The organism is Clavibacter rahimiani, from assembly GCF_052654495.1.
Genome location: NZ_CP199790.1, coordinates 1,172,083 through 1,193,237, shown reverse-complemented (window position 1 = coordinate 1,193,237; position 21,155 = coordinate 1,172,083). Strand labels below are relative to the sequence as shown.

The window sequence follows — 21,155 nt, the reverse complement described above, 5'->3', positions numbered from 1 at the left end:
ATCCGCGGACCGCCCCCGTGCCGGTCGACGAGAGCGCCCGCGACGGCCGCCGCGTCCGCCCTCAGTGAACGCCGCGGGACCGCGCGGGAAGGTGCCCTAACCTCAGGGGAGCACCGTCGCATCCGACGCATCGAAAGGCACCTCCCGTGGAAATCCGTATCGGCCTCGTCAACACCGCCCGCGAGCTCTCCTTCAGCACCAAGCAGACGCCCGAGGAGGTCCAGGAGACCGTCACCGCGGCCGTCCGCGACGCCGCGCCCTTCATCTCCTTCACCGACGAGAAGGGCGCCACCCACCTCGCGGTCACCGCCCACCTCGCCTACGTGGAGCTCGGCAGCGCCGACGCCCCGCGCATCGGCTTCGTCCGCTAGCCCGACCCCGTGGAGCTCCTGTTCGTCGCGCTCCTCGGCGCCCTCATCGGGATCGTCGCGCGCTACGCGCTCCCCCACCGCGCCACGCACGGCGCGCTGCTGGTGCCCGCGGTCGGCTCGGCCGCCGCGATGGCCGGCTGGGTCGCGCTCACGTGGGCGGGTCTCCGCTCGGACCAGGGCGTGATCTGGATCGCCGCACTCGCCATCTCCGCGCTCGTCGCGGCGGGCGTCGACCTCGCGGTCGGACGTCGCCGCTCCGCGGCCGACGCGCGCGACCTGGCGGCCATCGCCGGCTGATCCGCCCCGCACGACACGACGCCCGGTCCCTCGAGGGGCCGGGCGTCCATCGTCCCGGAGGTCGCGCGACGGGACACGGGGCCGATCGCGCGGGACGGGTCAGGCCGTGAGCCCGAGCGCGTCCATCCGCCGGGTGTGCGCCGTGATGATCCCGGCGAACACGGGCTCGAGGTGCACGCGCGCGTCGTCCGGGTCGGCGAGCGACGCGCGCATGGCCGTGCCCGCGACGAGGAGCGTGTCGCCCACGAGGCGGCGGCCCCACATGGCGAGGCGGGAGGCGAGGCGGGGATCGCGGCGGATCCCGGCGCGCACGGCGTCGACGATCCCCTGCTGGCCCACGCCCGAGGAGAGCAGCACGACCACGCGGTGCCGCTGGTCCGACGGCAGACCCGAGGCGAGCCGCACGAAGAAGTCGTCGAGCAGCCCGGTGGTGATGTAGGAGGAGAGCAGGCTCTCGTACCAGTCGCCGCCGGCGACGGTGGCGGTGAAGCGGTCGAACGCGCCTCGGTGCGGCTCCATGACGATGCTCGGGTCGCCGTCCAGCCGCTTGATCTCCGCGGCGAGCGCCTGGTGCTTTCCGAGCGCGATGCCGGCGGCGGTCGAGACCGCCTCCTTGCCCGCGAGGTCGGGGGCCTCGGTCACCGCGCGCGACAGCGTCTCGAACACGGTCAGCTGCAGGTAGGCGACGGCGCCGAGGAAGCGGAGGGTGTCGGGCGAGAAGTCGTCGACGCTCACGGTCGGCGCGGAGCTGCGGCGCTTCGACTCGCCACGGGACCTGACCCGGGGCGCGTCGATCGTCGTCGACCGGCGTCCGAACATCTTGAGCACGTGGCCAGCGTATAGGGAGCGGGAGGCGGCGTCCGGGCCCCCGCCCGCTAAACTCGCCCGTGGTCCCTCAACGGAAGGGCCCCATCGCGCCCGCAGAGAAGCAGTCCGGGCGTGGACCGCACCGCTAGACAGGGCACAACGTGACTTTCACCGAACTGAACATCGACGAGGACATGGTCCAGGCGCTCGCCGACCACGGGATCCTCGAACCCTTCCCCATCCAGGAGCAGACGATCCCCCTGGCCCTCTCCGGCCAGGACATCATCGGCCAGGCCAAGACGGGCACCGGCAAGACCTTCGGCTTCGGCCTCCCGCTCATCCAGCGGCTCGGCCTCACCCCCGAGCCCGGCGTGCAGGCCCTCGTGGTCGTGCCGACCCGCGAGCTCGCGGTCCAGGTGACCGAGGACCTCCAGGTCGCCACCGCGAACCGCGCCACCACCGTCGTCTCCATCTACGGCGGCAAGGCCTACGAAGGCCAGATCGAGCAGCTCAAGGCCGGCGCGCAGATCGTCGTCGGCACCCCGGGCCGCCTCCTCGACCTCGTGGGCCAGCGCCTGCTGTCGCTGAAGGACGTGCGCGAGATGGTGCTCGACGAGGCCGACAAGATGCTCGACCTCGGGTTCCTCTCCGACATCGAGAAGCTCTTCGCGCAGACCCCGGCGGTCCGCCACACCATGCTCTTCTCCGCCACCATGCCGGGCCCGATCGTGGCGCTCGCCCGCCGCTTCATGACGAAGCCGATCCACATCCGCGCGACGGACCCCGACGAGGGCCTCATGCAGGCGAACATCCGCCACCTCGTCTACCGCGCGCACAACATGGACAAGGACGAGGTCATCGGCCGCATCCTCCAGGCCGAGGGCCGCGGCAAGACCGTGATCTTCACGCGCACCAAGCGCGCCGCCGCCCGCCTCGTCGAGGAGCTCAACGACCGCGGCTTCAACGCCGCGGCCGTGCACGGCGACCTCAACCAGGAGCAGCGCGAGCGCGCCATGGCCGCGTTCAAGGCCGGCAAGAAGGACATCCTCATCGCCACCGACGTGGCGGCGCGCGGCATCGACGTGCTCGACGTCACCCACGTGATCAACCACACCATCCCCGAGGACGACAAGGCGTACCTGCACCGCGTCGGCCGCACCGGCCGCGCCGGCAAGACGGGCATCGCCGTCACGTTCGTCGACTGGGACGACCTGCACAAGTGGGCGCTCATCAACCGCGCCCTCGAGTTCGGCCAGCCGGAGCCGACCGAGACGTACTCCTCGTCGCCGCACCTCTTCACCGACCTCGACATCCCCGCCGGATCCAAGGGCCGTCTCCGCGCGACCCCCACCGTCAACCCCGACGGCACCCCGCGCGAGCGTCCCGGCAGCCGCGGCTCCGACGGCGGTCGTGACGGCGGCCGCTCGGGCGGACGCGACGGCGGCCGCGGCGGCGACCGTGGCGGCGACCGCTCCGGCGGACGGGGCGGCGACCGCTCGCGCACCCGCAGCTCCGCTCCCACCGCGACGTCACCCGCCGAGGCGACCGCGGCCATCGGCAGCGAGCAGCCGGCGACCGCGGGCGGCCACGACGCGCCCCACGCCGACGGCCAGACGCGCCCCCGCTCGCGCAACCGCCGTCGTCGCTCCGGCGGCGAGCACCCGACCACGACGGCCTAGCGCCGCGCGCACGGAACGCAGGAGAGGGGCCGCATCCATCGGATGCGGCCCCTCATGCGTGCGACGTCGGCCGCCCTCATGGTTCCCCGGAGCGGGACGACCGGCGCTGTCGTCGCGGAGTGCGACGCGGCGGACCGTCAGGCGGCGCGGACCGGCACGACCGGTGCCCAACCCGTCGCGCGCTCGACGATGCGCGCGAGCACGGCGGGCTCCGTGGAGTTCTCCGCGAGCCGGTTGGGCTTGCCCGTGCCGTGGTAGTCGCTGGATCCCGTGACCTCGAGCCCGAAGCGCTCCGCGAGCTCCGTGAGGCGCACGCGCGAGGCCGGCGGGTTGTCGCGGTGCCGCACCTCGAGGCCGAAGAGCCCCGCGGCGACGAGCGCGGTCATGCGCGAGTCCGACAGCACGCGCTCAGGTCCCCGGGCGCCCGGGTGCGCGAGGACGGCGAGGCCCCCGGCCGCGGTGATCAGCTCGACGCCGAGGATCGGATCCGGCGCGTAGTGCGGCCGGTAGTAGCCGCCCTGCCAGTGCAGGATGCTCTCGAACGCGGCCGTGCGGGTCGCGACGTGGCCGCGCGCCACGAGCGCGTCGGCGATGTGGGGCCGGCCGATGGTGCTGCCGGGCGTGGTCTGGGCGAGCACGTCGTCCCAGGTGAGCGCGTAGTCGCGGCCGATGCGGCCGACCATGGCCTCCGCGCGGGTCATCCGCTCGCCGCGGACGCGGGCGGTCATCGCCGCGAGGTCGGCGTCCTCGGGGTCGAAGAGGTAGGCGAGGACGTGCACGCTCGCGTACTCGAGCTGCGTGCTCATCTCCATGCCGGGGACGAGGGTGATCCCGTGCGCGAGCGCCGCGGCGGACGCGTCGGCCCAGCCCGCCGTGGAGTCGTGGTCGGTGAGGGCGACGGCGGAGAGGCCCTGGCGGGCGGCCTGCGCGACGAGCTCCGCGGGCGTCTCGGTGCCGTCGGACACGGAGCTGTGCGTGTGCAGGTCGATGGGACCCCGCTGCTGCTCCGGCATCCCGCCATCCTATGCGGCGGGTCGCGGAGCCCCGGCCGCATGCGGGCCGCGAGGGCGCTCTCCCAGAGAGCCGCCATAGTGTGGGGCGCGTCATGGGTCGGGTCGTCGGAGCAGCAGTCATCCTCATCACGGGGGTGGGGCTGCTCGTCATCACCTGGCCGCAGCTCCTCGGCCTCGAGCAGTCGTACCTCGTCGCGCACGCCGTCGCCATCCGCGGCGGACTCGTCGCGGCGGCCGCCGCCGTCCTCCTGCTGACCCTCGTGCTGTGCGTCGCCATCCGGCCCGGCCGACGGCTCCTCGGCGGCCTCGCCGCGCTGCTGGCGGTCTTCATCGGCGCCAACTGCGCCGTCCTCGCCACGCGCGGGCTCGGCGACACCGCGTTCGCCGAGCCGCGGGACGCGGACGTCACCGTGCTCTCCTGGAACACGCTCGGCGGGGCGACCGGCGCGCGCGCCGTCGCCGACCTCGCCATCGAGTCCGGCGCCGACGTGATCACGCTGCCCGAGACGCGCGAGGAGACGGGCGCCGAGATCGCCGTGCTCATGCGCGAGGCGGGCCGGCCGATGTGGGTCCGCACGGTGGCCTTCGACGACGTCGCGGCCGCCCGCTCCACCACCATCCTCATCAGCGCGGCCTACGGCGACTACCGGCTCGACGAGTCGCGCGGCACCACGGCGGTGCTGCCCACCGTGATCATGGAGCCGGTGGACGGCGTCGGGCCGACCATCATGGCCGTGCACCCCGTCTCCCCCATCCCCGAGCAGATGGACAACTGGCGGTCGGACCTCGCCTGGCTCGGGAACCGCTGCGACGAGGGCAACGTGATCATCGCGGGCGACTTCAACGCCACGCTCGACCACATGAGCCGTTACGGCGGCACGCCCACCGAGCGCGACCAGGTGACGGACCTCGGCCAGTGCGTCGACGCGGCGCGCGCCTCGGGCAACGCCGCCGTCGGGACCTGGCCGACCGACATCCCCGCGCTCCTCGGCACGCCCATCGACCACATCATGGCGACGCCCGGCTGGGCCGTCACGGGCTTCCGCGTCGTCGAGGACCGCGACGGGGCCGGCAGCGACCACCGGCCGATCGTCGCCCAGCTCACGCCGCTGCGCTGACCCGCGGTCCCGCCCGCGCGGCGGCCGGGCCAGGTGGGATGATCGACGGATGGCCGAGAACACCGACACCGCGTCCGAGACCACCCCCGCCGACATCGCCGCCGACCCGGCCGCGCCGCTCGCCACGACCGAGACCGCGTCCCCGGCGGTCGCCCCCGCGGGTGCGCCCGCTCCCGGATCCGGCGACGCACCCGTCCCCCGCGCCACGTCGAACCGCAGCACGACCCCCGCGAGCACCGCGTTCAGCGACTTCGTGTCCGCGCACTGGGCCGACCGCGAGGAGGTCGACCCGCCCGCGCGCGAGCAGGCCCCCTTCGCCGCCGACCGCCGCCGCCGCCTGTCCGCGCAGCACGTCGGCACGCGCCTCGTGATCCCCGCGGGCCGCCTCAAGCAGCGCAGCAACGACACCGACTACCCGTTCCGCGCCCACTCCGCCTTCGCGCACCTCACGGGCTGGGGCGCCGACAGCGAGCCCGGCGCCGTGCTCGTCCTCGAGCCCGTGCCCGGGGGATCCGCCGCCGACGGCTCCGCGCACGAGGCCACCCTCTACTTCCGCGAGCGCGCCGGCCGCGACAGCGACGAGTTCTACGCCAACGCCGAGATCGGCGAGTTCTGGATCGGGCCGCGCCCGTCGCTCCGCCAGGTCGCGGCCGACCTCGGCCTCGCGACCGCGCCCCTGGCCGACGTGGACGCGGCCATCGCCGCCCCCGGCGCCGTGCGCGTGATCCGCGAGGCCGACCCCCAGCTCGCCGCCCGCGTCGACGACGCCCGCGCGGCCGCCGCGGAGGCCGACGCCGGCACCGACGCCGACGCCGACCGCGCCGCGGGCGACGCCCTCCTCGCCCGCGACGCCTCCGAGCTCCGCCTCGTGAAGGACGCGTACGAGATCCGGCAGATGCGCGAGGCCGTCGACACGACCGGCCGCGGCTTCTCCGACGTGATCGCCGACATGCCCGCCGTCACCGCGCACGCGCGCGGCGAGCGCGTCGTCGAGGGCGTCTTCAACGCGCGCGCCCGGGCCGACGGCAACACGGTGGGCTACGACACCATCGCCGCCTCCGGCCCGCACGCCTGCATCCTGCACTGGACCCGCAACGACGGGCGCGTCGTGCCCGGCGACCTGATCCTCATCGACGCGGGCGTCGAGCTCGACAGCTACTACACGGCCGACATCACGCGCACGCTGCCCGTGTCGGGCACGTTCACCGACGTGCAGCGCGAGGTCTACGAGGCCGTGCGCGAGGCCGCCGACGCGGCCCTCGCGATCGTGCGTCCCGGCATCCGCTTCCGCGAGGTGCACGCCGCGGCGATGGAGGTCATCGCGCGCAAGGCCGCCGGCTGGGGCATGCTGCCCGTGACCGCCGAGGAGGCGCTCCAGGCCGACAACCAGCACCACCGCCGCTACATGGTGCACGGCACGAGCCACCACCTCGGTCTCGACGTGCACGACTGCGCGCAGGCCCGGCGGGACATGTACATCGACGGGATCGTGGAGGCCGGCATGGTCTTCACCATCGAGCCCGGCCTCTACTTCCAGCCGGACGACCTCACGGTGCCGGAGCGCTTCCGCGGCATCGGCGTGCGCATCGAGGACGACATCCTCGTAACGCGCGACGGCGCCGAGAACCTGTCGGCGGGCATCCCGCGCACGGCCGACGAGGTCGAGGCGTGGATGGCCGGTCGGGCCTAGCCGCCGCAGCGGGTCCGGCCGCGGAAGCCGGCCGGGCGCACCGGGGTCAGATGCCGGTCGCGCCCTGCTCGCCCACGGGCCGGTCGGTCGACGTCGGCGGGGCGGTCGGCTCGGGGGCGGCGGACCCGCCCTGCTCCGGCACGCGCTCCCCGTAGGGGCCCGCGGGCCGTGCGGCGGGATCCGCGGCGGGCGGCGCCGTGACGACGGGCTCGCCGTACACGGACGTCCCCGCACCGCCGATGCCGAGCACGTTCCGCGCGCGGTGCATCGAGTCGGGCTCGACGACCACCGAGTAGCTCGTGGCGGTGACCTGCATCACCGATGTGAAGTCGCGGCGGCGGCGCGTGATGCTGTAGCTGACGATCCCGTAGATGGCGCCGAACCCGACGCCGATGATGACCGCGCCGACGACCGACGACACGTTCGGCACGGGCGAGAACAGGAAGGTCACGAGGCCGAGGAAGAGGCCGAGCCATGCGCCGCTCGCCGCTCCGGCGGCCGCGGCCCGAGCCGAGGTGAGCTTGCCGGTGACGCGCTCGACGCTCGTCAGCTCGTTGCCCACGATGCTCACCTGCGTGACGGGGAAGTCGGCCTCGGCGAGCGTCACGACGGCCTTCTGCGCCTCGTCGTACGTCTCGTAGGTGGCCACCGGCTCGCCCTTCGGCAGCTTCGGCATGCGGGTGCGGGCGGTGCGTCCGAGGAGGGGGTTGGTCACGCGTCCAGTGTTCCACGGGGTGCCGGGCGGCGGCTGGGCGAGCGACTAGATTGACTCTGTGAGCGCCTCCCGAGTCTTCGTCGCCCGGCTCGCCGGGTGCAGCGTGTTCGACCCCGCAGGCGACCGGGTGGGGCGCGTGCGCGACGTGCTCGTCGTCTACCGCAAGGACGATCCGCCGCGCGTCGTGGGCCTCATCGTCGAGATCCCCGGCAAGCGCCGCGTGTTCCTCTCCATCGGCCGCGTCACGAGCATCGGCTCCGGGCAGATCATCACCACCGGTCTCATCAACCTCCGCCGCTTCGAGCAGCGCGGCGGCGAGGTGCGCGTCATCGCCGAGATCCTCGGCCGGCGCGTGAAGCTGCGCGACGGATCCGGCACCGCCGTCATCGAGGACGTCGCGATCGAGGAGTCCGGCCAGGCCGAGTGGGAGGTGTCGCAGCTCTTCTGCCGCCGACCCCGCACCAGCCCCTCCCCCTTCGCCAAGGGCGCCACGCTCTTCGCGACCTGGGACGAGGTCGCCGAGCTGCAGGACGAGGGCGTCGCGCAGTCCGCGTCCCAGTTCCTCGCCGCCTACTCCGACCTGCTCCCCGCCGACCTCGCCAACACCCTGCTCGACCTGCCGCAGGCCCGCCGCCTCGAGGTCGCCGAGGAGCTGCCCGACGCGCGCCTCGCCGACGTGCTCGAGGAGATGCCGGAGTCGCAGCAGGTGGAGATCATGGCCACCCTCGACGACGACCGCGCCGCCGACGTGCTCGACCAGATGCAGCCGGACGACGCCGCCGACCTCATCGCGCAGCTCTCCGAGGAGCGCGGCGAGGCCCTGCTCGAGCTGATGCAGCCGGAGGAGGCGGACGACGTCCGCATGCTCCTCAGCTACGCGCCGGACACCGCGGGCGGCCTCATGACGACCGATCCCGTCATCGTCTCGGGCGACGCGACCGTCGCGGAGGGCCTCGCCCTCATCCGCCGCCACGAGCTCGCGCCCACGCTCGGTGCCGCGGTGTGCGTCACGCTGCCGCCCTACGAGCCGCCCACCGGCCGCTTCCTCGGCATGGTGCACTTCCAGCGGATGCTGCGCTACCCGCCGCACGAGCGCCTCGGCACGCTGCTCGACCAGGGCCTCGAACCCGTGCGGGCCGACACGAGCGCGGCCGAGGTGTCCCGCATCATGGCGAGCTACAACCTCGTCTCGGTGCCCGTCGTGGACGAGAACCACCGCCTGGTCGGCGTGGTCACGATCGACGACGTGCTCGACCACCTGCTGCCCGACGACTGGCGCAGCGCCGACGCGGAACGCGAGACGCGCAAGCGCGCGACCGCCCGCTTCCACGGCACGGCCACGGCCGCCATCCCCACCGCAGGACCACGACGAGGACGGAGGGCCCCCCGTGGCACGGCAGAGTAACCGCGACGTCCGCCTGGACGCGCCCAAGGGCCTCCGCACGACGGTCCTCCCGCTGCGCAACCGCGCCAGCCGCGACCGCTTCGGCCGCTTCACCGAGTCCATCGCGCGCGGCATGGGCACCCCGTGGTTCCTCATGGGCCTCACGCTCTTCTGCGTGGCGTGGATCCTCTACAACACCTACGGCCCCGAGTCCGCGCGCTTCGACTCGGCGGCGCTCGGCTTCACGGCGCTCACGCTGATCCTGTCGCTGCAGGCCTCCTACGCGGCGCCGCTCATCCTGCTCGCGCAGAACCGGCAGGACGACCGCGACCGCGTGCAGATCGAGCAGGACCGCCAGCGCACCGAGCGCAACGTGGCCGACGTCGAGTACCTCGCCCGCGAGGTCGTGTCCCTCCGGCTGCAGATGAAGGACGTCGCGTCGAAGGACTTCATCCGCGCCGAGCTCCGCCAGCTCCTCGAGGAGCTCGACCGCCGCGACGAGCCCGAGGCGGACGACGCCGAGGGCGCCGGCAGCACCGGCAGCGCCGGCAGCACCGGCAGCCGCAGGGCGCATGGCCGCTGAGGCACCCGGTGGCAGCCCGCTGACGGCGGAGGCGATCCACCGTGCGCTCGCGGGCGTCGTGGATCCCGAGATCCGCCGCCCCATCACCGAGCTCGACATGGTGTCCGACGTGCGCGTCGAGGACGGCGGCGTGGCCCGCGTCGACATCGCGCTGACGATCGTCGGCTGCCCCGCGGCGACCTCCATCGAGCGCGACGTGCGCGAGGCGGTCGAGGCCGTGCCGGGCGTCGCGCAGCTCGAGCTCACGGTCGGCGTGATGAGCCCGGAGCGGCGCCGCGCGCTCACCGAGCGCCTCCGCGGTCCGGCCGCGAAGCGCGGCATCCCGTTCGGGCCGGAGAGCCTCACGCGCGTCTACGCCGTCACGAGCGGGAAGGGCGGCGTCGGCAAGTCCACGCTCACGGCCAACCTCGCGGTGGCCCTCGCGGCGAAGGGGCTGGCGGTGGGCCTCGTCGACGCCGACGTGCACGGCTTCTCCATCCCCGGGATCCTCGGCCTCGTCGACGCGGACGGACGCACCGCGCAGCCCACCCGCGTCGGCGACATGATCCTGCCGCCCGTCGCCCACGGCGTGAAGGTCATCTCCATCGGCATGTTCCTCGACCCCGACGCCACGGGCGGCACGGCGGTCTCCTGGCGCGGGCCCATGCTGCACCGCACCATCCAGCAGTTCCTCACCGACGTCTTCTTCGGCGACCTGGACGTGCTGCTCCTCGACCTCCCGCCCGGCACCGGCGACGTGGCCATCACGGTGGGGCAGCTGCTGCCGGACGCGGAGGTCCTCGTCGTGACGACGCCGCAGCCGGCCGCGGCCGACGTCGCCGAGCGCAGCGGGCTCGTCGCGCGGCAGACGGGCCAGCGCGTGGCGGGCGTCGTCGAGAACATGGCCGGGTTCGTCCAGCCCGACGGATCCGTGCTGGAGCTCTTCGGCGCGGGCGGCGGCGCGGAGGTCGCGCGGCGGCTCTCGCTCGGACAGGACGCGCCCGTGCCGCTCCTCGCCAGCGTGCCGCTCAGCGTGGCGCTCCGCGAGGGCGGCGACTCCGGCGCCCCGCTCGTGCTGGCCGCGCCCACGGATCCCGCGGCGGTGCAGATCCTGCGCGTGGCGGACCACCTGGCCACGCGCGGCCGCGGGCTCGCGGGCCGGAAGCTCGGGCTCTCGGTCTCGTAGCTCGCGCGCTCCCCCGAGCCGATCCGCACCCCGGACGCACGAGAGGACGGCAGCCCGCGGGCTGCCGTCCTCCTCATGTGCGCTGCGCGTGACGCCTAGACGTGGCTGCGGTGCGTGCGCGTCGGCACGGCGCGGTAGCCGTCGCGCGCGGTGACGACGACGGTGCCGGCGATGGCGGAGACGGAGAGGGCGGCGACGGCGATGAGGAAGACGGTCATGGTGGTGCTCCTGCGGGAAGGCGGATGGCGGCGCATTCCGCCGCATGACCATGACACCACCCGGGATCGTTCAGGACAAGCTCATAGTCCTTGCCTGGTTGTGTAGCCTGCCTTCATGGACATCCGACGCCTCGAGCTCCTCCGCGAGCTCGCCGACCGCGGCAGCGTGGGCGCCGTCGCGCGGGCGGCCGGCCGCACGCCGTCGGCCGTCTCGCAGCAGCTCAAGGTGCTGGAGCGGGAGGCCGGCGTGCCCCTCACCGAGCGCTCGGGCCGCGGCATCGTGCTGACGGACGCGGGCCGCGCGCTCGCCCGGACGGCGACCGACATCGCCGTCGCCGTGGCCCGCGCCGAGGCCCTGTGGGAGGACTTCCGGCACCAGCCGTCGGGCGAGGTCACGCTCGCCACGTTCCCCACCGCGGCGCAGATGCTGCTGCCGGGGCTCCTCGACCGCGTCGCCGCGATCCCCGACCTCACCGTCCGCGCGAGCGACCGGGATCCGGCGTCGCGCGCCTTCGCGGACCTCACGGCCGACTTCGACGTCGTCATCGCGCACTCCCTTGCGGGCGCCGGCACCTGGCGCGGGCTCGGCCTCGTGATCGTGCCGCTCATGGTGGAGCCGCTCGACGTCGCGATGCCGACGGACCACCGCCTCGCCGGCCGGGCGTCCGTCAGCCCGGCGGACCTCAGCGGCGAGCCGTGGATCGGCGTACCGCAGGGCCTCCCGTTCGACCGGATCCTCCTCGACATCGAGCAGGCCGTCGGCGCGCCCGCGCGCGTCGTGCAGCGGTTCAGCGACACGCGGATCACGGAGTCGCTCGTGGCGTCGGGGCACGGGATCGCGCTGCTGCCGCGCTACACGGCGGGCGAGCACGACGGCGTGGTCGTGAAGCGGCTCTCCGGCGTCGCGTCGAAGCGGCACCTGCACGTCCTGCTGCGTCCCGACCGGGCGGAGCGGCCGTCCGTCCGCGCGGTGGTGGACGCCCTCCGCGAGGAGGCGCGCGCGGTGGACGCGCGCTTCAGCGGCAGCGCCTGAGCGCGATCGACGCGGACGTCAGCGGCAGCGCGTGAGCGCGCCGGCGCGGATCCGGGTCAGGTGGCCTCGGCGTCGAAGGGGGCGGGCTGCGCCGACGCGGCGGCCGCCTCGCGCTCCAGGCGCTGGCGGCGGGCGACGGTGGTCTCGACGGGGACGCGCGGCTTGGTGACCACGGGCTCGTCCTCGAACAGCGCCTCCTTGATGATGCGGCGCGGGTCGTACTGGCGCGGGTCGAGCTTCTTCCAGTCGACCTCGTCGAACTCCGGGCCCAGCTCGTCGCGCATGCGCTCGCGCGCCCCGGTGGCCATGCGGCGGGCCGCCTTCACCAGATCCGCGAGCTTCTGGGTGTAGATCGGCAGCCGCTCGGGGCCGAGCAGGAACACGGCGATGATGCCGATGAGCATCAGCTTCTCGAACGTCAGGCCGAACATGATCACAGGCTAGCCGGTCGCCGCCCGATCTCCGCCCGCGCGCAGGGTCCCGTCAGCCGGGATCCTCCCCCGGGGCCTGCGCGGACAGGGCGCCGGTCGGGCGCGCGGCCGCGGGCCGATACCCTGGGGACCCGGAAGAGGGAGGTGCCGCGTGTCCGACCAGGAGACCGGGTGGAAGTTCGCCGAGGACGTCGTCGTCGAGGACGAGCACATCGCCCTGGCCCGCCAGCACTCCCGCGAGCTCGGCATCGAGGCCGTCTCCCCCGCCGTCGGCGCGCAGCTCTCGCTCCTGGCCGCGGCGACGCGCGCCACCAGCGTCATCGAGATCGGCACGGGTGCCGGCGTCTCGGGCCTCTGCATCTTCCGCGGGGCGCCGCGGGCCGTCCTCACGAGCATCGACGTGGAGTTCGACCACCAGCAGGCCGCGCGCGAGATCCTCGCCGACGCGGAGGTGCCCGCGAACCGCGTGCGCCTCATCACGGGCCGCGCGCTCGACGTGCTGCCGCGCATGAGCGACGCGAGCTACGACCTCGTGCTCGTGGACGCGGATCCCGCCCAGGTCATCGAGTACGTGGAGCACGGCCTGCGGCTCGCGCGCACGGGCGGGCTCGTCCTCGTGCCGCACGCGCTCTGGCGCGGCCGCGTGCAGAACCCCGCGGCGCGCGACGCGCAGACCGCCGCGTTCCGCACGCTGGTGCAGGAGACCGCCGGCTCGGGCGCCGTGGTCGCCTCGCTGTCTCCCGCGGGCGACGGCCTGCTGCAGATCGCCAAGACCGGCCGCTGATCCCCGCAGGTCCCCGCCCGGACGCGACACCGCCCGCCCCGTCGACGACGGGGCGGGCGGTGTCTCGTGATGCGCTCGGCTAGCTCGCGCTGGTCACCGCGGCGAGGGCATCGTGAAGCTCCTTCGCTTCGGCGTCGTTGACGGAGACGACGAGACGTCCGCCGCCCTCCAAGGGCACGCGCACGATGATGAGCCTGCCCTCCTTCACGGCCTCCATCGGTCCGTCGCCGGTCCTGGGCTTCATGGCTGCCATTCGGCTCCCCTTTCGTGGATGTGCGTCCATTATCCCGCATGGACGCGCTCCTCGATGAACGCGCGGCCCCGTGCTACGCCTCCGGCGCCCCCGTCGGGGTGAGGAGGGGGCGCGGCGGGCGGGCCGGGGCGGGGTCACGGGGGCGTCCAGTCGCCCGCGGTGGCGCGCCAGACGAGGTCGATCCAGATCCACTGGCCGGCGACCATGGCCACGACCACGGCGGCGCGGTAGGCGCGGGACCGGGGCACCGCGAGCGCGCCGGCCAGCGGGATCATCGGCAGGAGCAGGCGGAACAGGCTCGACTGCGGGAAGAAGACGGCCAGGAGGTAGAGCCCGTAGGAGGCGACCCAGATGCGCAGCTCGGGGCCGAGCGCGCGGACGGACGGACGCGTGAGCACGACGACGAACGCCGCGACGGCGGCGAGGACCGCGATCGTGCCGAGGGGGCCGCCGATCCAGAAGCCGCCCGCGTCGAACCACGCCTCGAAGGGCACGAGGTGCCGGTAGCCGACGTAGGCCGCCCGCCAGGAGAGCTCCGTGTCCGTGTAGGCCGTGAGCGACCCGGTGCCGATCCACGCGATGACGGGCCATGCGGCGCCCGCGGCTGCGGCCGAGGTCGTCGCGAGGACCAGCCGGGCGCGCTCCCCCGGGCGGAACGGATCGCGCGCGGCCGTGGCGAGGCGGTGGACGCCGTGCAGCAGGAGCGCGAGCGCGAAGGCCAGGCCGAGCGGCCGGGTGAAGGCGAGGAGCACGACGACGGGAGCGAGCAGGGCGTAGCGCCGATCGACGAGGAGGAGCAGCGCCGTGAGGAGCAGGAGCGTCTGGAGGCTCTCGGCGTACGCGATCTGGAACAGCGGCGACACGGGGGCCACGCAGACGATCACGACGGCGAGGAGGGTCGACGAGGGCGACAGGGAGCGCGACAGCAGCCGGTGCAGCACCAGCACGGCGCCCGCCCCGGCCACCACGGACACCGCGACGCCGGCGAGCTCGAAGGACGCGCCCGTGGCGTCCTGGATCGCGCGCACGAGGGCCGGGTAGACCGGCATGAAGGCCCAGGGGTTCGACTGCACGTGCCCCGCGGCGTCGACGGGCAGGACCGCCGGGTAGCCGGAGGTCGCGATGTCGCGGTACCAGCCCGCGTCCCAGAACGCCGCGAACTGCAGGTACGACGGCGACGCGGCGGCCCACGGCGTGCGGATCTGGCTGCGGGCGGAGAGCAGCATCATCCCGGTGGTGAGGACGCGGCTCGCCAGGTAGACGCCGAGGACCGCCGCCCACCAGGGCCAGCGGGAGGGCCGGGCGAGGGGCAGGTGCCCCGGCCCGGGCCGTCGGGCGGGCCGGGTGGCCGGCCGGGTCAGCGCGCGGTCAGCCACGCCCGCAGGCCGCGCTCGCACGAGGTGATCTGGGCGACGTCGACGCGCTCGTCGTCGTGGTGGGCGAGGAGCGGATCGCCGGGGCCGTAGTTGACGGCCGGCACGCCCAGCGCGCTGAAGCGGGCGACGTCGGTCCAGCCGTACTTGGGCTTGGCCTCCCCGCCGACGGCGGCGAGGAACGGCTGCGCGATGGCCGCGTCGAGGCCGGGGCGCGCGCCCTCCGCGAGGTCGACGACCGTGATCTCGAAGCCGGGGAACAGGCTCGTCACGTGCGCGACGGCCTCGGCGCCCGAGCGGCTCGGCGCGAAGCGGTAGTTGACGTGCACCATGGCCTCGTCCGGGATCACGTTGCCCGCGATGCCGCCGGACACCCCCACCGCGTTGAGGCCCTCGCGGTAGACGAGGCCGTCGACCTCGACCTCGCGGGCCTCGTACGCGGCGAGCGTGGCGAGCACGGGGGCGATGCGGTGGATCGCGTTCTCGCCGACCCAGGAGCGGGCCGAGTGCGAGCGCCTCCCGAACGCCCGGACCTCGACGCGCAGGTTGCCGTTGCAGCCGCCCTCGATCTCGGCCCGCGTCGGCTCGCCGAGGATGGCGAAGTCGCCCTCGAGGAGCTCCGGGCGGGTGCGGGCGAGGCGGCCGAGGCCGTTGAGGCTGTCGGACACCTCCTCGTGGTCGTACCAGATCCAGGTGATGTCGTAGGCGGGATCCGCCAGCTCGGCCGCGAGGACCAGCTGCACGGCGACGCCCGCCTTCATGTCGACGGTGCCGCGGCCCCAGAGGTACTCGACCCCGTCCTCGTGCTCGGTGCGGGTGGGCAGGTTGCGGTTGAGCGGCACGGTGTCGATGTGGCCGGCGATGACGACCCGGCGGTCGCGCCCGAGGTGCGTCCGCGCGACGACCGCGTCGCCGTCGCGCTCCACCTCGAGGTGCGCGCAGCCCGCGAGGGCGCGCTCGATGGCGTCGGCGAGCGTCGCCTCGTCCCCGGAGACGGACTCGATGTCGCAGATGGCGCGGGTGAGAGCGACGCTCCCCGCGGTGAGGTCGAGCTCGGGCACGGCGGGCGTCTCGGTGGGCATGCGAGACATCCTAGGTCGGCGGTGGCACGCACCTCCGGGGAGGACCCGGATCCGCGGGACCGCGCGCGGCGATCGGTACGCTGGCCGCATGGCCTCCCCCGCTCCGACCCCGTCCGCCGCGCCCGCCACCGGATCCGCCTGGGGCTACGGCCTCGCGACCGTGGCCTCCGACGGCACCGTGCTCGACACCTGGTTCCCCGCCCCCGAGCTGGGCGCCCTGCCCGCGGGACGCGACCGCTGGATCGCGCCCGCCTGGGTCGAGGAGCTCGCCGTGGCCGACCCGCGCCGCGGCGTCACGGTCGACATCGTCACGGTGGAGATCGACCTGCAGGCGCCGCCCGCCTCCACGCCCGACGCCTACCTCCGCCTGCACCTGCTGAGCCACCTGCTCGTGCGGCCGAACGCGCTCTCGCTCGACGGGATCTTCGCGCACCTCCCCATCGTCGTGTGGACCAACGCGGGCCCCGTGCACCCCGACGACTTCGACCGGCTCCGCCCGTCGCTCCAGCGCGCGGGCATCGCCGCGCACGGCGTGGACAAGTTCCCGCGCCTGCTCGACTACGTCACCCCCGACCGCGTGCGCATCGCCGACGCGTCGCGCGTGCGCCTCGGCGCCCACCTCGCGCCCGGCACGACCGTCATGCACGAGGGCTTCGTGAACTTCAACGCCGGCACCCTCGGCTCCTCCATGGTCGAGGGGCGGATCTCGCAGGGCGTGGTCGTCGGCGACGGCTCGGACGTCGGCGGCGGCGCCTCCATCATGGGCACGCTCTCGGGCGGCGGCACGGAGCGCGTGGTCATCGGCGAGCGGGCCCTCCTCGGCGCGAACTCCGGCGTCGGCATCTCGATCGGGGACGACAGCGTCGTGGAGGCCGGCCTCTACGTGACCGCCGGCACCAAGGTGCGGCTCGCGGGCCAGGCGCCCGGCCCCGACGGCACCGTGCCGCAGGTCAAGGCCGTCGAGCTGTCGGGCCGCCCGGGGATCCTGTTCCGCCGCAACTCCCTCACGGGCGCCGTCGAGGCGGTCCCGCGACGCGGCGGCGGGCAGATCCTCAACGAAGCGCTGCACGCGTAGCGGCGGCCCGTCGGATCAGCGGCGGAAGCCCCGGCGGCGGGCCGGGGCGGGCGCCTCGGCCGGCGGGTCGATCCGCAGCACGTCCACCACGACGGCCGTGACGTTGTCGCGCCCGCCGTTCTCGAGCGCGTGCGCGACGAGGGCGCGGACGGCCGTCCCGGCGTCGTCGGCGCGGAGCAGGTGCCCGCGGATCTCCGCGTCCGCCAGCTCCTTGGTCAGGCCGTCGGAGCAGACGAGCAGCCGCAGCCGCGCCGTGACGGGCAGCAGCCAGTAGTCGACCTCGGCCGCGTCGCCGACGCCCACGGCGCGCGTGATGATGTTGCCGTCCGGGTGCCGGTCGGCCTGCGCGCGCGTGAGGCGGCCGGCGTCCACCATCTCCTGCACGACGGAGTGGTCGACGGTCACCTGCTCCAGCACGTCGCCGCGCAGCTGGTAGACGCGGGAGTCGCCGACGTTGAAGACGGCCCAGTACGGGCGGTCGGAGACGAGCGTGAGGCAGGCGCCGGTGACGGTCGTCCCCGCGTGCAGCTCCAGGTCGCCGGTCTCCTCGCGGATGTCGTCGACCGCGCGGTCGAGGGCGGGCTCCAGCCCCTCCGGATCCGCGAAGCCGCCCTCGGCGCGGCCCTGCTCCTCCGCGAGGCGGCGGATGACGGCGTCGCTCGCCACGTCGCCGGCCGCGTGGCCGCCCATGCCGTCGGCGACCGCGAAGTACGGGACGGCCGCGAGGACGCTGTCCTCGTTGTGGTCGCGGCGGAGGCCGCGGTCGGTCGCGGAGGCCCAGCCGAGCACGAGCCGGCGCCCGTCGGGCAGGACGAGGGCGGTCTCGGCGACGTCGACTCCGATGGCGGTCATCGGGCGGACAGGATCTCGAGGACGACGCCGTCGCCGATGTCGACGCGGGTGCCGGGCACGACCACGAGCGACTCCCCCGGGCGGAGCGCGAGGCGCTCGACGCCGGGCGCGAGCACGACGGTGCCGTTCGTGGAGTCCAGGTCGGTCACGACGATCGCGCCGGACTCCTGCCGGAACGCCACGTGCGTGCCGGAGATCTCGCCGAGCGGGGAGGGCACCGTGACCAGGCGCGGCTCCGGGCCCCGCACGATGCGCGGCGGCCGGGGCCGACGGCCCACGATGACGGGGACGTCGAGCGGGATGCGCTCGGGATCCGGGAGCCCCGTCGCGCCGGCGAACGGCACCCCGTCGCGGACGACGCGGAGGGCGTGCACGATGCGCGGGGCCTCGGCCTCGGCGTCCGGCGTGGTCGCGATCGCGGCGGTGGGGACACCGGCCGAGCGGGCCCGGGCGGCCGCCTCGTCGGGCGAGACGGAGTCGCCCGGGGCCGAGGGGGACCGGTCGGGGACGTGGGCCGCCGGGACGGACGAGGACGCGGAAGCGGGCGGCCCGGCCGGCGCGGAGGCCTCCCCCGCGGACGCCTCGAGGACCGTCGAGACGAGTCCCGGGTCGACGGGCCCGGACGCGCGATGCGCACCTCCCCCGGCCCGGCGGCGGCTCCCGTCGGCGGATCCCGGCACGCGGCCGTCGGACGCCCGTGCCTCGACGCGCCACGCCACCGCGTCCGCGACGACCGCACCGGCCACGACGGGCAGGCCGTCGGCCACGACGACCGACACGGGCGCGAGGGCGCTCCCCACGCGGTAGGCCCGGACGCGGTCGAGCGTCGCGAGGTAGAAGGGCAGCGCCTGCCGCGCGTCGACGCGACGCGGGGCCCGGTCGCCCGCGGTCGCGGGCTCGTCGTGGCCGCCGTCGTGGCCGCCGTCGACGTCGATCACGGCGTCGCCCCGCAGCACGACCTGGAGGCGGTCGGCGTCCGGGTCCCCGGCCTCGTGCACGACGACGGCGAAGGACGCGACCTCGTCGGGGCCGCGCAGCGGGAGCACCGCGACGATCGACTCGGCGGCGACCCGAGGTTGCGCGAGGATCCGCCAGACCTCGTCCACGAGGCGCGTCGGCGCGCCGTGGGGCAGGAGCACGACCGCCTGCGGCGTGACGACCGCGACGCCGGCGGATCCCGCGGCGGCGGGAGAGGATCGGTGGGAGCCCTCGCTCACGTCATGGGCTCCATCGAGGGTCGGCGCCCGGTCGGGCGGTCGGCGCCGGGCCTCGGGCGGCCGGACGCGCTGGGATGGATCCTATCGCGCGGGCGACCCCCGGCCGAGGGGTGCGCGGGCGTCGGCCATCGGGCCCCGGGAGGGGCATCCGCGCCGCCGGAGGGTCCGCGCACCGCGGATCCGGTTGCCCGGCCCCCGTCGGGCTGTCATGCTCGGACGATGAGCACGCCGCCGCGCCCCTCCGCCCGAGGGCTCCCCGTCGACGCGATCTCCCGTTCCATCGTCGACCAGCTGCGCGAGGACGGCCGCCGGTCGTACGCCGAGATCGGCAAGGCGGTCGGGTTGAGCGAGGCCGCCGTGCGCCAGCGGGTGCAGAAGCTCACCGACGCCGGCGTGATCCGCATCGTGGCGCTCACCGACCCGCAGCAGCTCGGCCTCACGCGCCAGGCCATGATCGGCGTCACGGTGAGCGGCGACGTGCGCGTCGTCGCCGACGCCCTCGCGGCCATCCCCGCGGTCGACTACGTCGTGATGACGGCGGGCACGTTCGACCTGCTCGCCGAGGTCGTGTGCGAGGACGACGAGGAGCTCGTGGAGCTCCTGAACGCCCGCATCCGCGGGCTCGAGGGCGTCGTGAGCACGGAGACCTTCGTGTACCTCAAGGTCCACACGCAGGACGGGCACGGGCGCTCCCGGTGACGCCGCCGCGGCCGCCCCGGCTCCTCCCCCGACGCGGCTCCGCCGGACCGTCCCCCGCCCGCGTCACGGCGGTCCCGCTGCGCGGCGCCCGCCGTAGCCTCGCCGCATGACGCCCTCCCCCGCTCCCGCCCTCGCTCCCCCGCGCCGACCGGGTGCTCCCGGCACGCGCGCTCCGTCGCCGTCACGCGATCCCGGCGGTCGACTCCTACCGGCGGCCGGCTCGCTGCCCCCGGGAGCCGCGCTCCTGCGCGTGCCGTCGCCCGTGGGACGGCTCGAGCTCGTGGCCGAGGGCGACCGGATCACCTCCCTCACCATCGCGACGGCCGGTCTCCTGCCGCTCGACCACCTCGACGACCGCCCGAGTCCCGTCCTCCGGGAGGCCGCACGCCAGCTCGACGAGTGGTCCGCCGGGCGGCGGCAGGCCTTCGACGTGCCGCTGCGCCTCACCGGCACGCCCTTCCAGGTCGCGGTGTGGGAGGCGCTCCTGCGGATCCCCCACGGCGGCGTCACGACGTACGGGGCCCTGGCGCAGGCCGCCGGTCGGCCGGGCGGCGCGCGAGCGGTGGGCGGTGCCGTGGGCGCCAACCGGCTGTGCATCCTGGTGCCCTGCCACCGCGTCCTCGGTGCCGACGGCCGCGTCACGGGCTTCAGCGCGGGTGACGGCGTCGCCACGAAGGTGCGGCTGCTGGCGCTCGAGGGATCGGTGCTGGCGTCGTGACCCGGGAGTCGATCGTCGTCGGCGACGACGGCGTCGCGCGCTGCGCCTGGTCCGCCGCCGACCCGGAGTACCGCAGGTACCACGACGAGGAGTGGGGGCGGCCGCTGCACGGCGACCGGCCGCTCTTCGAGAAGCTGTGCCTCGAGGGGTTCCAGGCGGGTCTGTCCTGGATCACCATCCTCCGCAAGCGCCCGCGCTTCCGGGAGGTGTTCCACGGCTTCGACATCGACGCGGTGGCCGCCATGGATGAGGACGACGTCGAGCGGCTCATGGGCGACGCCGGGATCATCCGCAACCGCGCGAAGATCCTCGCCGCCTCCGGCAACGCCCGGGCGGTGCGCGCGCTCGTCGACGAGCGGGGCGACGGCGCGCTGGATCGCCTCGTCTGGGCGTACGCGTCCGACCCGTCGTCCCGGCCCCGTCCCGCCACCGCCGACGACATCCCCGCGGTCACCCCGGAGTCCACCGCGCTCAGCCGGGAGCTCAAGGCGCACGGACTGCGCTTCGTGGGGCCGACGACCGTGTACGCGCTCATGCAGTCCTCGGGACTGGTGGACGACCACGTCGTCGGGTGTCACCGGGCGGCCTGATCCGCGCG

24 protein-coding genes are annotated in these 21,155 nt (G+C 75.0%); 14 read left to right on the top strand and 10 right to left on the bottom strand.

Features of this window, described 5'->3' with window-relative positions:
* The first annotated feature begins 146 nt into the window (after positions 1 to 146).
* Both ACT7CP_RS05780 and ACT7CP_RS05775 read left to right on the top strand, forming a co-directional pair.
* The gene (locus tag ACT7CP_RS05780; protein WP_094115501.1) at positions 147 to 371 is read left to right on the top strand and encodes a DUF3107 domain-containing protein; all 225 of its coding nucleotides are present in this window, start codon (positions 147 to 149) and stop codon (positions 369 to 371) included.
* A gap of 9 nt (positions 372 to 380) precedes the next feature.
* Positions 381 to 668 carry a hypothetical protein gene (locus tag ACT7CP_RS05775; protein WP_445443698.1) on the top strand — a complete coding sequence of 96 codons (288 nt, stop codon included), beginning with the start codon at positions 381 to 383 and terminating at the stop codon, positions 666 to 668.
* Positions 669 to 767: 99 nt separating this feature from the next.
* Here ACT7CP_RS05775 and ACT7CP_RS05770 read toward each other — a convergent pair whose 3' ends face one another.
* On the bottom strand, positions 768 to 1,487 hold the full coding sequence (locus ACT7CP_RS05770) for a ferritin-like fold-containing protein (RefSeq protein ID WP_445443965.1): 720 nt from the start codon (positions 1,485 to 1,487) through the stop codon (positions 768 to 770).
* Positions 1,488 to 1,636: 149 nt separating this feature from the next.
* Between ACT7CP_RS05770 and ACT7CP_RS05765 the strand changes: the two genes are divergently transcribed.
* Positions 1,637 to 3,154 (top strand): DEAD/DEAH box helicase, encoded by a 1,518-nt coding sequence (locus ACT7CP_RS05765; RefSeq protein ID WP_445443697.1) that lies wholly within the window; start codon positions 1,637 to 1,639, stop codon positions 3,152 to 3,154.
* A gap of 137 nt (positions 3,155 to 3,291) precedes the next feature.
* Here the strand turns inward: ACT7CP_RS05765 and ACT7CP_RS05760 are convergent, their stop codons facing one another.
* Entirely contained in the window at positions 3,292 to 4,167 is an 876-nt protein-coding gene (locus ACT7CP_RS05760; protein WP_445443696.1) for a PHP domain-containing protein, read from the bottom strand.
* 92 nt (positions 4,168 to 4,259) lie between these two features.
* On the opposite strand from ACT7CP_RS05760, the gene ACT7CP_RS05755 reads away from it, so the two are divergent.
* Both ACT7CP_RS05755 and ACT7CP_RS05750 read left to right on the top strand, forming a co-directional pair.
* A complete protein-coding gene (locus ACT7CP_RS05755; protein ID WP_413964025.1) occupies positions 4,260 to 5,285 on the top strand; it encodes an endonuclease/exonuclease/phosphatase family protein in 1,026 nt (341 codons plus the stop codon).
* Between the two features lie 49 nt (positions 5,286 to 5,334).
* Positions 5,335 to 6,975, top strand: coding sequence for an aminopeptidase P family protein (locus ACT7CP_RS05750; RefSeq protein ID WP_445443695.1), 1,641 nt, complete (start codon positions 5,335 to 5,337; stop codon positions 6,973 to 6,975).
* A gap of 46 nt (positions 6,976 to 7,021) precedes the next feature.
* Here ACT7CP_RS05750 and ACT7CP_RS05745 read toward each other — a convergent pair whose 3' ends face one another.
* The gene (locus ACT7CP_RS05745; RefSeq protein ID WP_445443694.1) at positions 7,022 to 7,690 is read right to left on the bottom strand and encodes a YflT domain-containing protein; all 669 of its coding nucleotides are present in this window, start codon (positions 7,688 to 7,690) and stop codon (positions 7,022 to 7,024) included.
* A gap of 58 nt (positions 7,691 to 7,748) precedes the next feature.
* On the opposite strand from ACT7CP_RS05745, the gene ACT7CP_RS05740 reads away from it, so the two are divergent.
* The 3 genes from ACT7CP_RS05740 to ACT7CP_RS05730 are packed head-to-tail and all read left to right on the top strand — an operon-like array spanning position 7,749 to position 10,822.
* Positions 7,749 to 9,095, top strand: a complete 1,347-nt coding sequence (locus tag ACT7CP_RS05740; protein ID WP_445443693.1) for a magnesium transporter MgtE N-terminal domain-containing protein — start codon at positions 7,749 to 7,751, stop codon at positions 9,093 to 9,095.
* On the top strand, positions 9,079 to 9,657 hold the full coding sequence (locus tag ACT7CP_RS05735; protein ID WP_445443692.1) for a DUF1003 domain-containing protein: 579 nt from the start codon (positions 9,079 to 9,081) through the stop codon (positions 9,655 to 9,657). Before ACT7CP_RS05740 ends, ACT7CP_RS05735 begins: the two co-directional genes overlap by 17 nt.
* Positions 9,647 to 10,822, top strand: a complete 1,176-nt coding sequence (locus ACT7CP_RS05730; RefSeq protein ID WP_445443691.1) for an Mrp/NBP35 family ATP-binding protein — start codon at positions 9,647 to 9,649, stop codon at positions 10,820 to 10,822. The genes ACT7CP_RS05735 and ACT7CP_RS05730 overlap by 11 nt, the downstream gene beginning before the upstream one ends.
* 95 nt (positions 10,823 to 10,917) lie before the next feature.
* Here the strand turns inward: ACT7CP_RS05730 and ACT7CP_RS05725 are convergent, their stop codons facing one another.
* Positions 10,918 to 11,040 carry a hypothetical protein gene (locus ACT7CP_RS05725; RefSeq protein WP_255414062.1) on the bottom strand — a complete coding sequence of 41 codons (123 nt, stop codon included), beginning with the start codon at positions 11,038 to 11,040 and terminating at the stop codon, positions 10,918 to 10,920.
* Positions 11,041 to 11,155: 115 nt separating this feature from the next.
* On the opposite strand from ACT7CP_RS05725, the gene ACT7CP_RS05720 reads away from it, so the two are divergent.
* On the top strand, positions 11,156 to 12,073 hold the full coding sequence (locus tag ACT7CP_RS05720; RefSeq protein WP_413964019.1) for a LysR family transcriptional regulator: 918 nt from the start codon (positions 11,156 to 11,158) through the stop codon (positions 12,071 to 12,073).
* A 56-nt stretch (positions 12,074 to 12,129) separates the two neighbouring features.
* Here ACT7CP_RS05720 and ACT7CP_RS05715 read toward each other — a convergent pair whose 3' ends face one another.
* On the bottom strand, positions 12,130 to 12,504 hold the full coding sequence (locus tag ACT7CP_RS05715; RefSeq protein WP_307502352.1) for a twin-arginine translocase TatA/TatE family subunit: 375 nt from the start codon (positions 12,502 to 12,504) through the stop codon (positions 12,130 to 12,132).
* 151 nt (positions 12,505 to 12,655) lie between these two features.
* Here ACT7CP_RS05715 and ACT7CP_RS05710 point away from each other — a divergent pair, with 151 nt between their 5' ends.
* Positions 12,656 to 13,288: an O-methyltransferase gene (locus tag ACT7CP_RS05710; protein ID WP_043587585.1), complete on the top strand. Its 633-nt coding sequence runs from the start codon at positions 12,656 to 12,658 to the stop codon at positions 13,286 to 13,288.
* A gap of 79 nt (positions 13,289 to 13,367) precedes the next feature.
* On the opposite strand, the gene ACT7CP_RS05705 is transcribed toward ACT7CP_RS05710, so the two are convergent.
* The 3 genes from ACT7CP_RS05705 to dapE all read right to left on the bottom strand — a co-directional run bounded on the left by ACT7CP_RS05705 (position 13,368) and on the right by dapE (position 15,996).
* Positions 13,368 to 13,541, bottom strand: coding sequence for a DUF3117 domain-containing protein (locus ACT7CP_RS05705; protein WP_012037866.1), 174 nt, complete (start codon positions 13,539 to 13,541; stop codon positions 13,368 to 13,370).
* 134 nt (positions 13,542 to 13,675) lie between these two features.
* Positions 13,676 to 14,917 carry a hypothetical protein gene (locus tag ACT7CP_RS05700; RefSeq protein ID WP_445443690.1) on the bottom strand — a complete coding sequence of 414 codons (1,242 nt, stop codon included), beginning with the start codon at positions 14,915 to 14,917 and terminating at the stop codon, positions 13,676 to 13,678.
* Positions 14,899 to 15,996 carry a succinyl-diaminopimelate desuccinylase gene (gene dapE / locus ACT7CP_RS05695; RefSeq protein WP_445443689.1) on the bottom strand — a complete coding sequence of 366 codons (1,098 nt, stop codon included), beginning with the start codon at positions 15,994 to 15,996 and terminating at the stop codon, positions 14,899 to 14,901. Before dapE ends, ACT7CP_RS05700 begins: the two co-directional genes overlap by 19 nt.
* An 88-nt stretch (positions 15,997 to 16,084) precedes the next feature.
* Here dapE and dapD point away from each other — a divergent pair, with 88 nt between their 5' ends.
* A complete protein-coding gene (gene dapD / locus ACT7CP_RS05690; RefSeq protein ID WP_445443688.1) occupies positions 16,085 to 17,071 on the top strand; it encodes a 2,3,4,5-tetrahydropyridine-2,6-dicarboxylate N-succinyltransferase in 987 nt (328 codons plus the stop codon).
* A gap of 15 nt (positions 17,072 to 17,086) precedes the next feature.
* On the opposite strand, the gene ACT7CP_RS05685 is transcribed toward dapD, so the two are convergent.
* Together ACT7CP_RS05685 and ACT7CP_RS05680 are read right to left on the bottom strand one after the other, a co-directional pair.
* Positions 17,087 to 17,923 carry a PP2C family protein-serine/threonine phosphatase gene (locus tag ACT7CP_RS05685; protein WP_445443687.1) on the bottom strand — a complete coding sequence of 279 codons (837 nt, stop codon included), beginning with the start codon at positions 17,921 to 17,923 and terminating at the stop codon, positions 17,087 to 17,089.
* Positions 17,920 to 19,140 carry an FHA domain-containing protein gene (locus ACT7CP_RS05680; protein ID WP_445443686.1) on the bottom strand — a complete coding sequence of 407 codons (1,221 nt, stop codon included), beginning with the start codon at positions 19,138 to 19,140 and terminating at the stop codon, positions 17,920 to 17,922. The genes ACT7CP_RS05685 and ACT7CP_RS05680 overlap by 4 nt, the downstream gene beginning before the upstream one ends.
* Before the next feature lie 219 nt (positions 19,141 to 19,359).
* Here ACT7CP_RS05680 and ACT7CP_RS05675 point away from each other — a divergent pair, with 219 nt between their 5' ends.
* The 3 genes from ACT7CP_RS05675 (at position 19,360) to ACT7CP_RS05665 (ending at position 21,147) form a co-directional block, all read left to right on the top strand.
* Positions 19,360 to 19,839 carry an Lrp/AsnC family transcriptional regulator gene (locus ACT7CP_RS05675; RefSeq protein ID WP_307502369.1) on the top strand — a complete coding sequence of 160 codons (480 nt, stop codon included), beginning with the start codon at positions 19,360 to 19,362 and terminating at the stop codon, positions 19,837 to 19,839.
* A 106-nt stretch (positions 19,840 to 19,945) separates the two neighbouring features.
* Positions 19,946 to 20,557, top strand: a complete 612-nt coding sequence (locus ACT7CP_RS05670; RefSeq protein ID WP_445443685.1) for a methylated-DNA--[protein]-cysteine S-methyltransferase — start codon at positions 19,946 to 19,948, stop codon at positions 20,555 to 20,557.
* On the top strand, positions 20,554 to 21,147 hold the full coding sequence (locus tag ACT7CP_RS05665; protein WP_445443684.1) for a DNA-3-methyladenine glycosylase I: 594 nt from the start codon (positions 20,554 to 20,556) through the stop codon (positions 21,145 to 21,147). Before ACT7CP_RS05670 ends, ACT7CP_RS05665 begins: the two co-directional genes overlap by 4 nt.
* Positions 21,148 to 21,155: the final 8 nt, after the last annotated feature.

Excerpts from the sequence above, each read along its gene's own strand:
- ACT7CP_RS05770 (WP_445443965.1), bottom strand. The coding sequence starts at position 1,487 with ATGTTCGGACGCCGGTCGACGACGATCGACGCGCCCCGGGTCAGGTCC.
- ACT7CP_RS05760 (WP_445443696.1), bottom strand. The coding sequence starts at position 4,167 with ATGCCGGAGCAGCAGCGGGGTCCCATCGACCTGCACACGCACAGCTCC.
- ACT7CP_RS05755 (WP_413964025.1), top strand. The coding sequence starts at position 4,260 with ATGGGTCGGGTCGTCGGAGCAGCAGTCATCCTCATCACGGGGGTGGGG.
- ACT7CP_RS05750 (WP_445443695.1), top strand. The coding sequence starts at position 5,335 with ATGGCCGAGAACACCGACACCGCGTCCGAGACCACCCCCGCCGACATC.
- ACT7CP_RS05730 (WP_445443691.1), top strand. The coding sequence starts at position 9,647 with ATGGCCGCTGAGGCACCCGGTGGCAGCCCGCTGACGGCGGAGGCGATC.
- ACT7CP_RS05725 (WP_255414062.1), bottom strand. The coding sequence starts at position 11,040 with ATGACCGTCTTCCTCATCGCCGTCGCCGCCCTCTCCGTCTCCGCCATC.
- ACT7CP_RS05720 (WP_413964019.1), top strand. The coding sequence starts at position 11,156 with ATGGACATCCGACGCCTCGAGCTCCTCCGCGAGCTCGCCGACCGCGGC.
- ACT7CP_RS05715 (WP_307502352.1), bottom strand. The coding sequence starts at position 12,504 with ATGTTCGGCCTGACGTTCGAGAAGCTGATGCTCATCGGCATCATCGCC.
- ACT7CP_RS05705 (WP_012037866.1), bottom strand. The coding sequence starts at position 13,541 with ATGGCAGCCATGAAGCCCAGGACCGGCGACGGACCGATGGAGGCCGTG.
- dapE (WP_445443689.1), bottom strand. The coding sequence starts at position 15,996 with ATGCCCACCGAGACGCCCGCCGTGCCCGAGCTCGACCTCACCGCGGGG.
- dapD (WP_445443688.1), top strand. The coding sequence starts at position 16,085 with ATGGCCTCCCCCGCTCCGACCCCGTCCGCCGCGCCCGCCACCGGATCC.
- ACT7CP_RS05685 (WP_445443687.1), bottom strand. The coding sequence starts at position 17,923 with ATGACCGCCATCGGAGTCGACGTCGCCGAGACCGCCCTCGTCCTGCCC.
- ACT7CP_RS05675 (WP_307502369.1), top strand. The coding sequence starts at position 19,360 with ATGAGCACGCCGCCGCGCCCCTCCGCCCGAGGGCTCCCCGTCGACGCG.
- ACT7CP_RS05670 (WP_445443685.1), top strand. The coding sequence starts at position 19,946 with ATGACGCCCTCCCCCGCTCCCGCCCTCGCTCCCCCGCGCCGACCGGGT.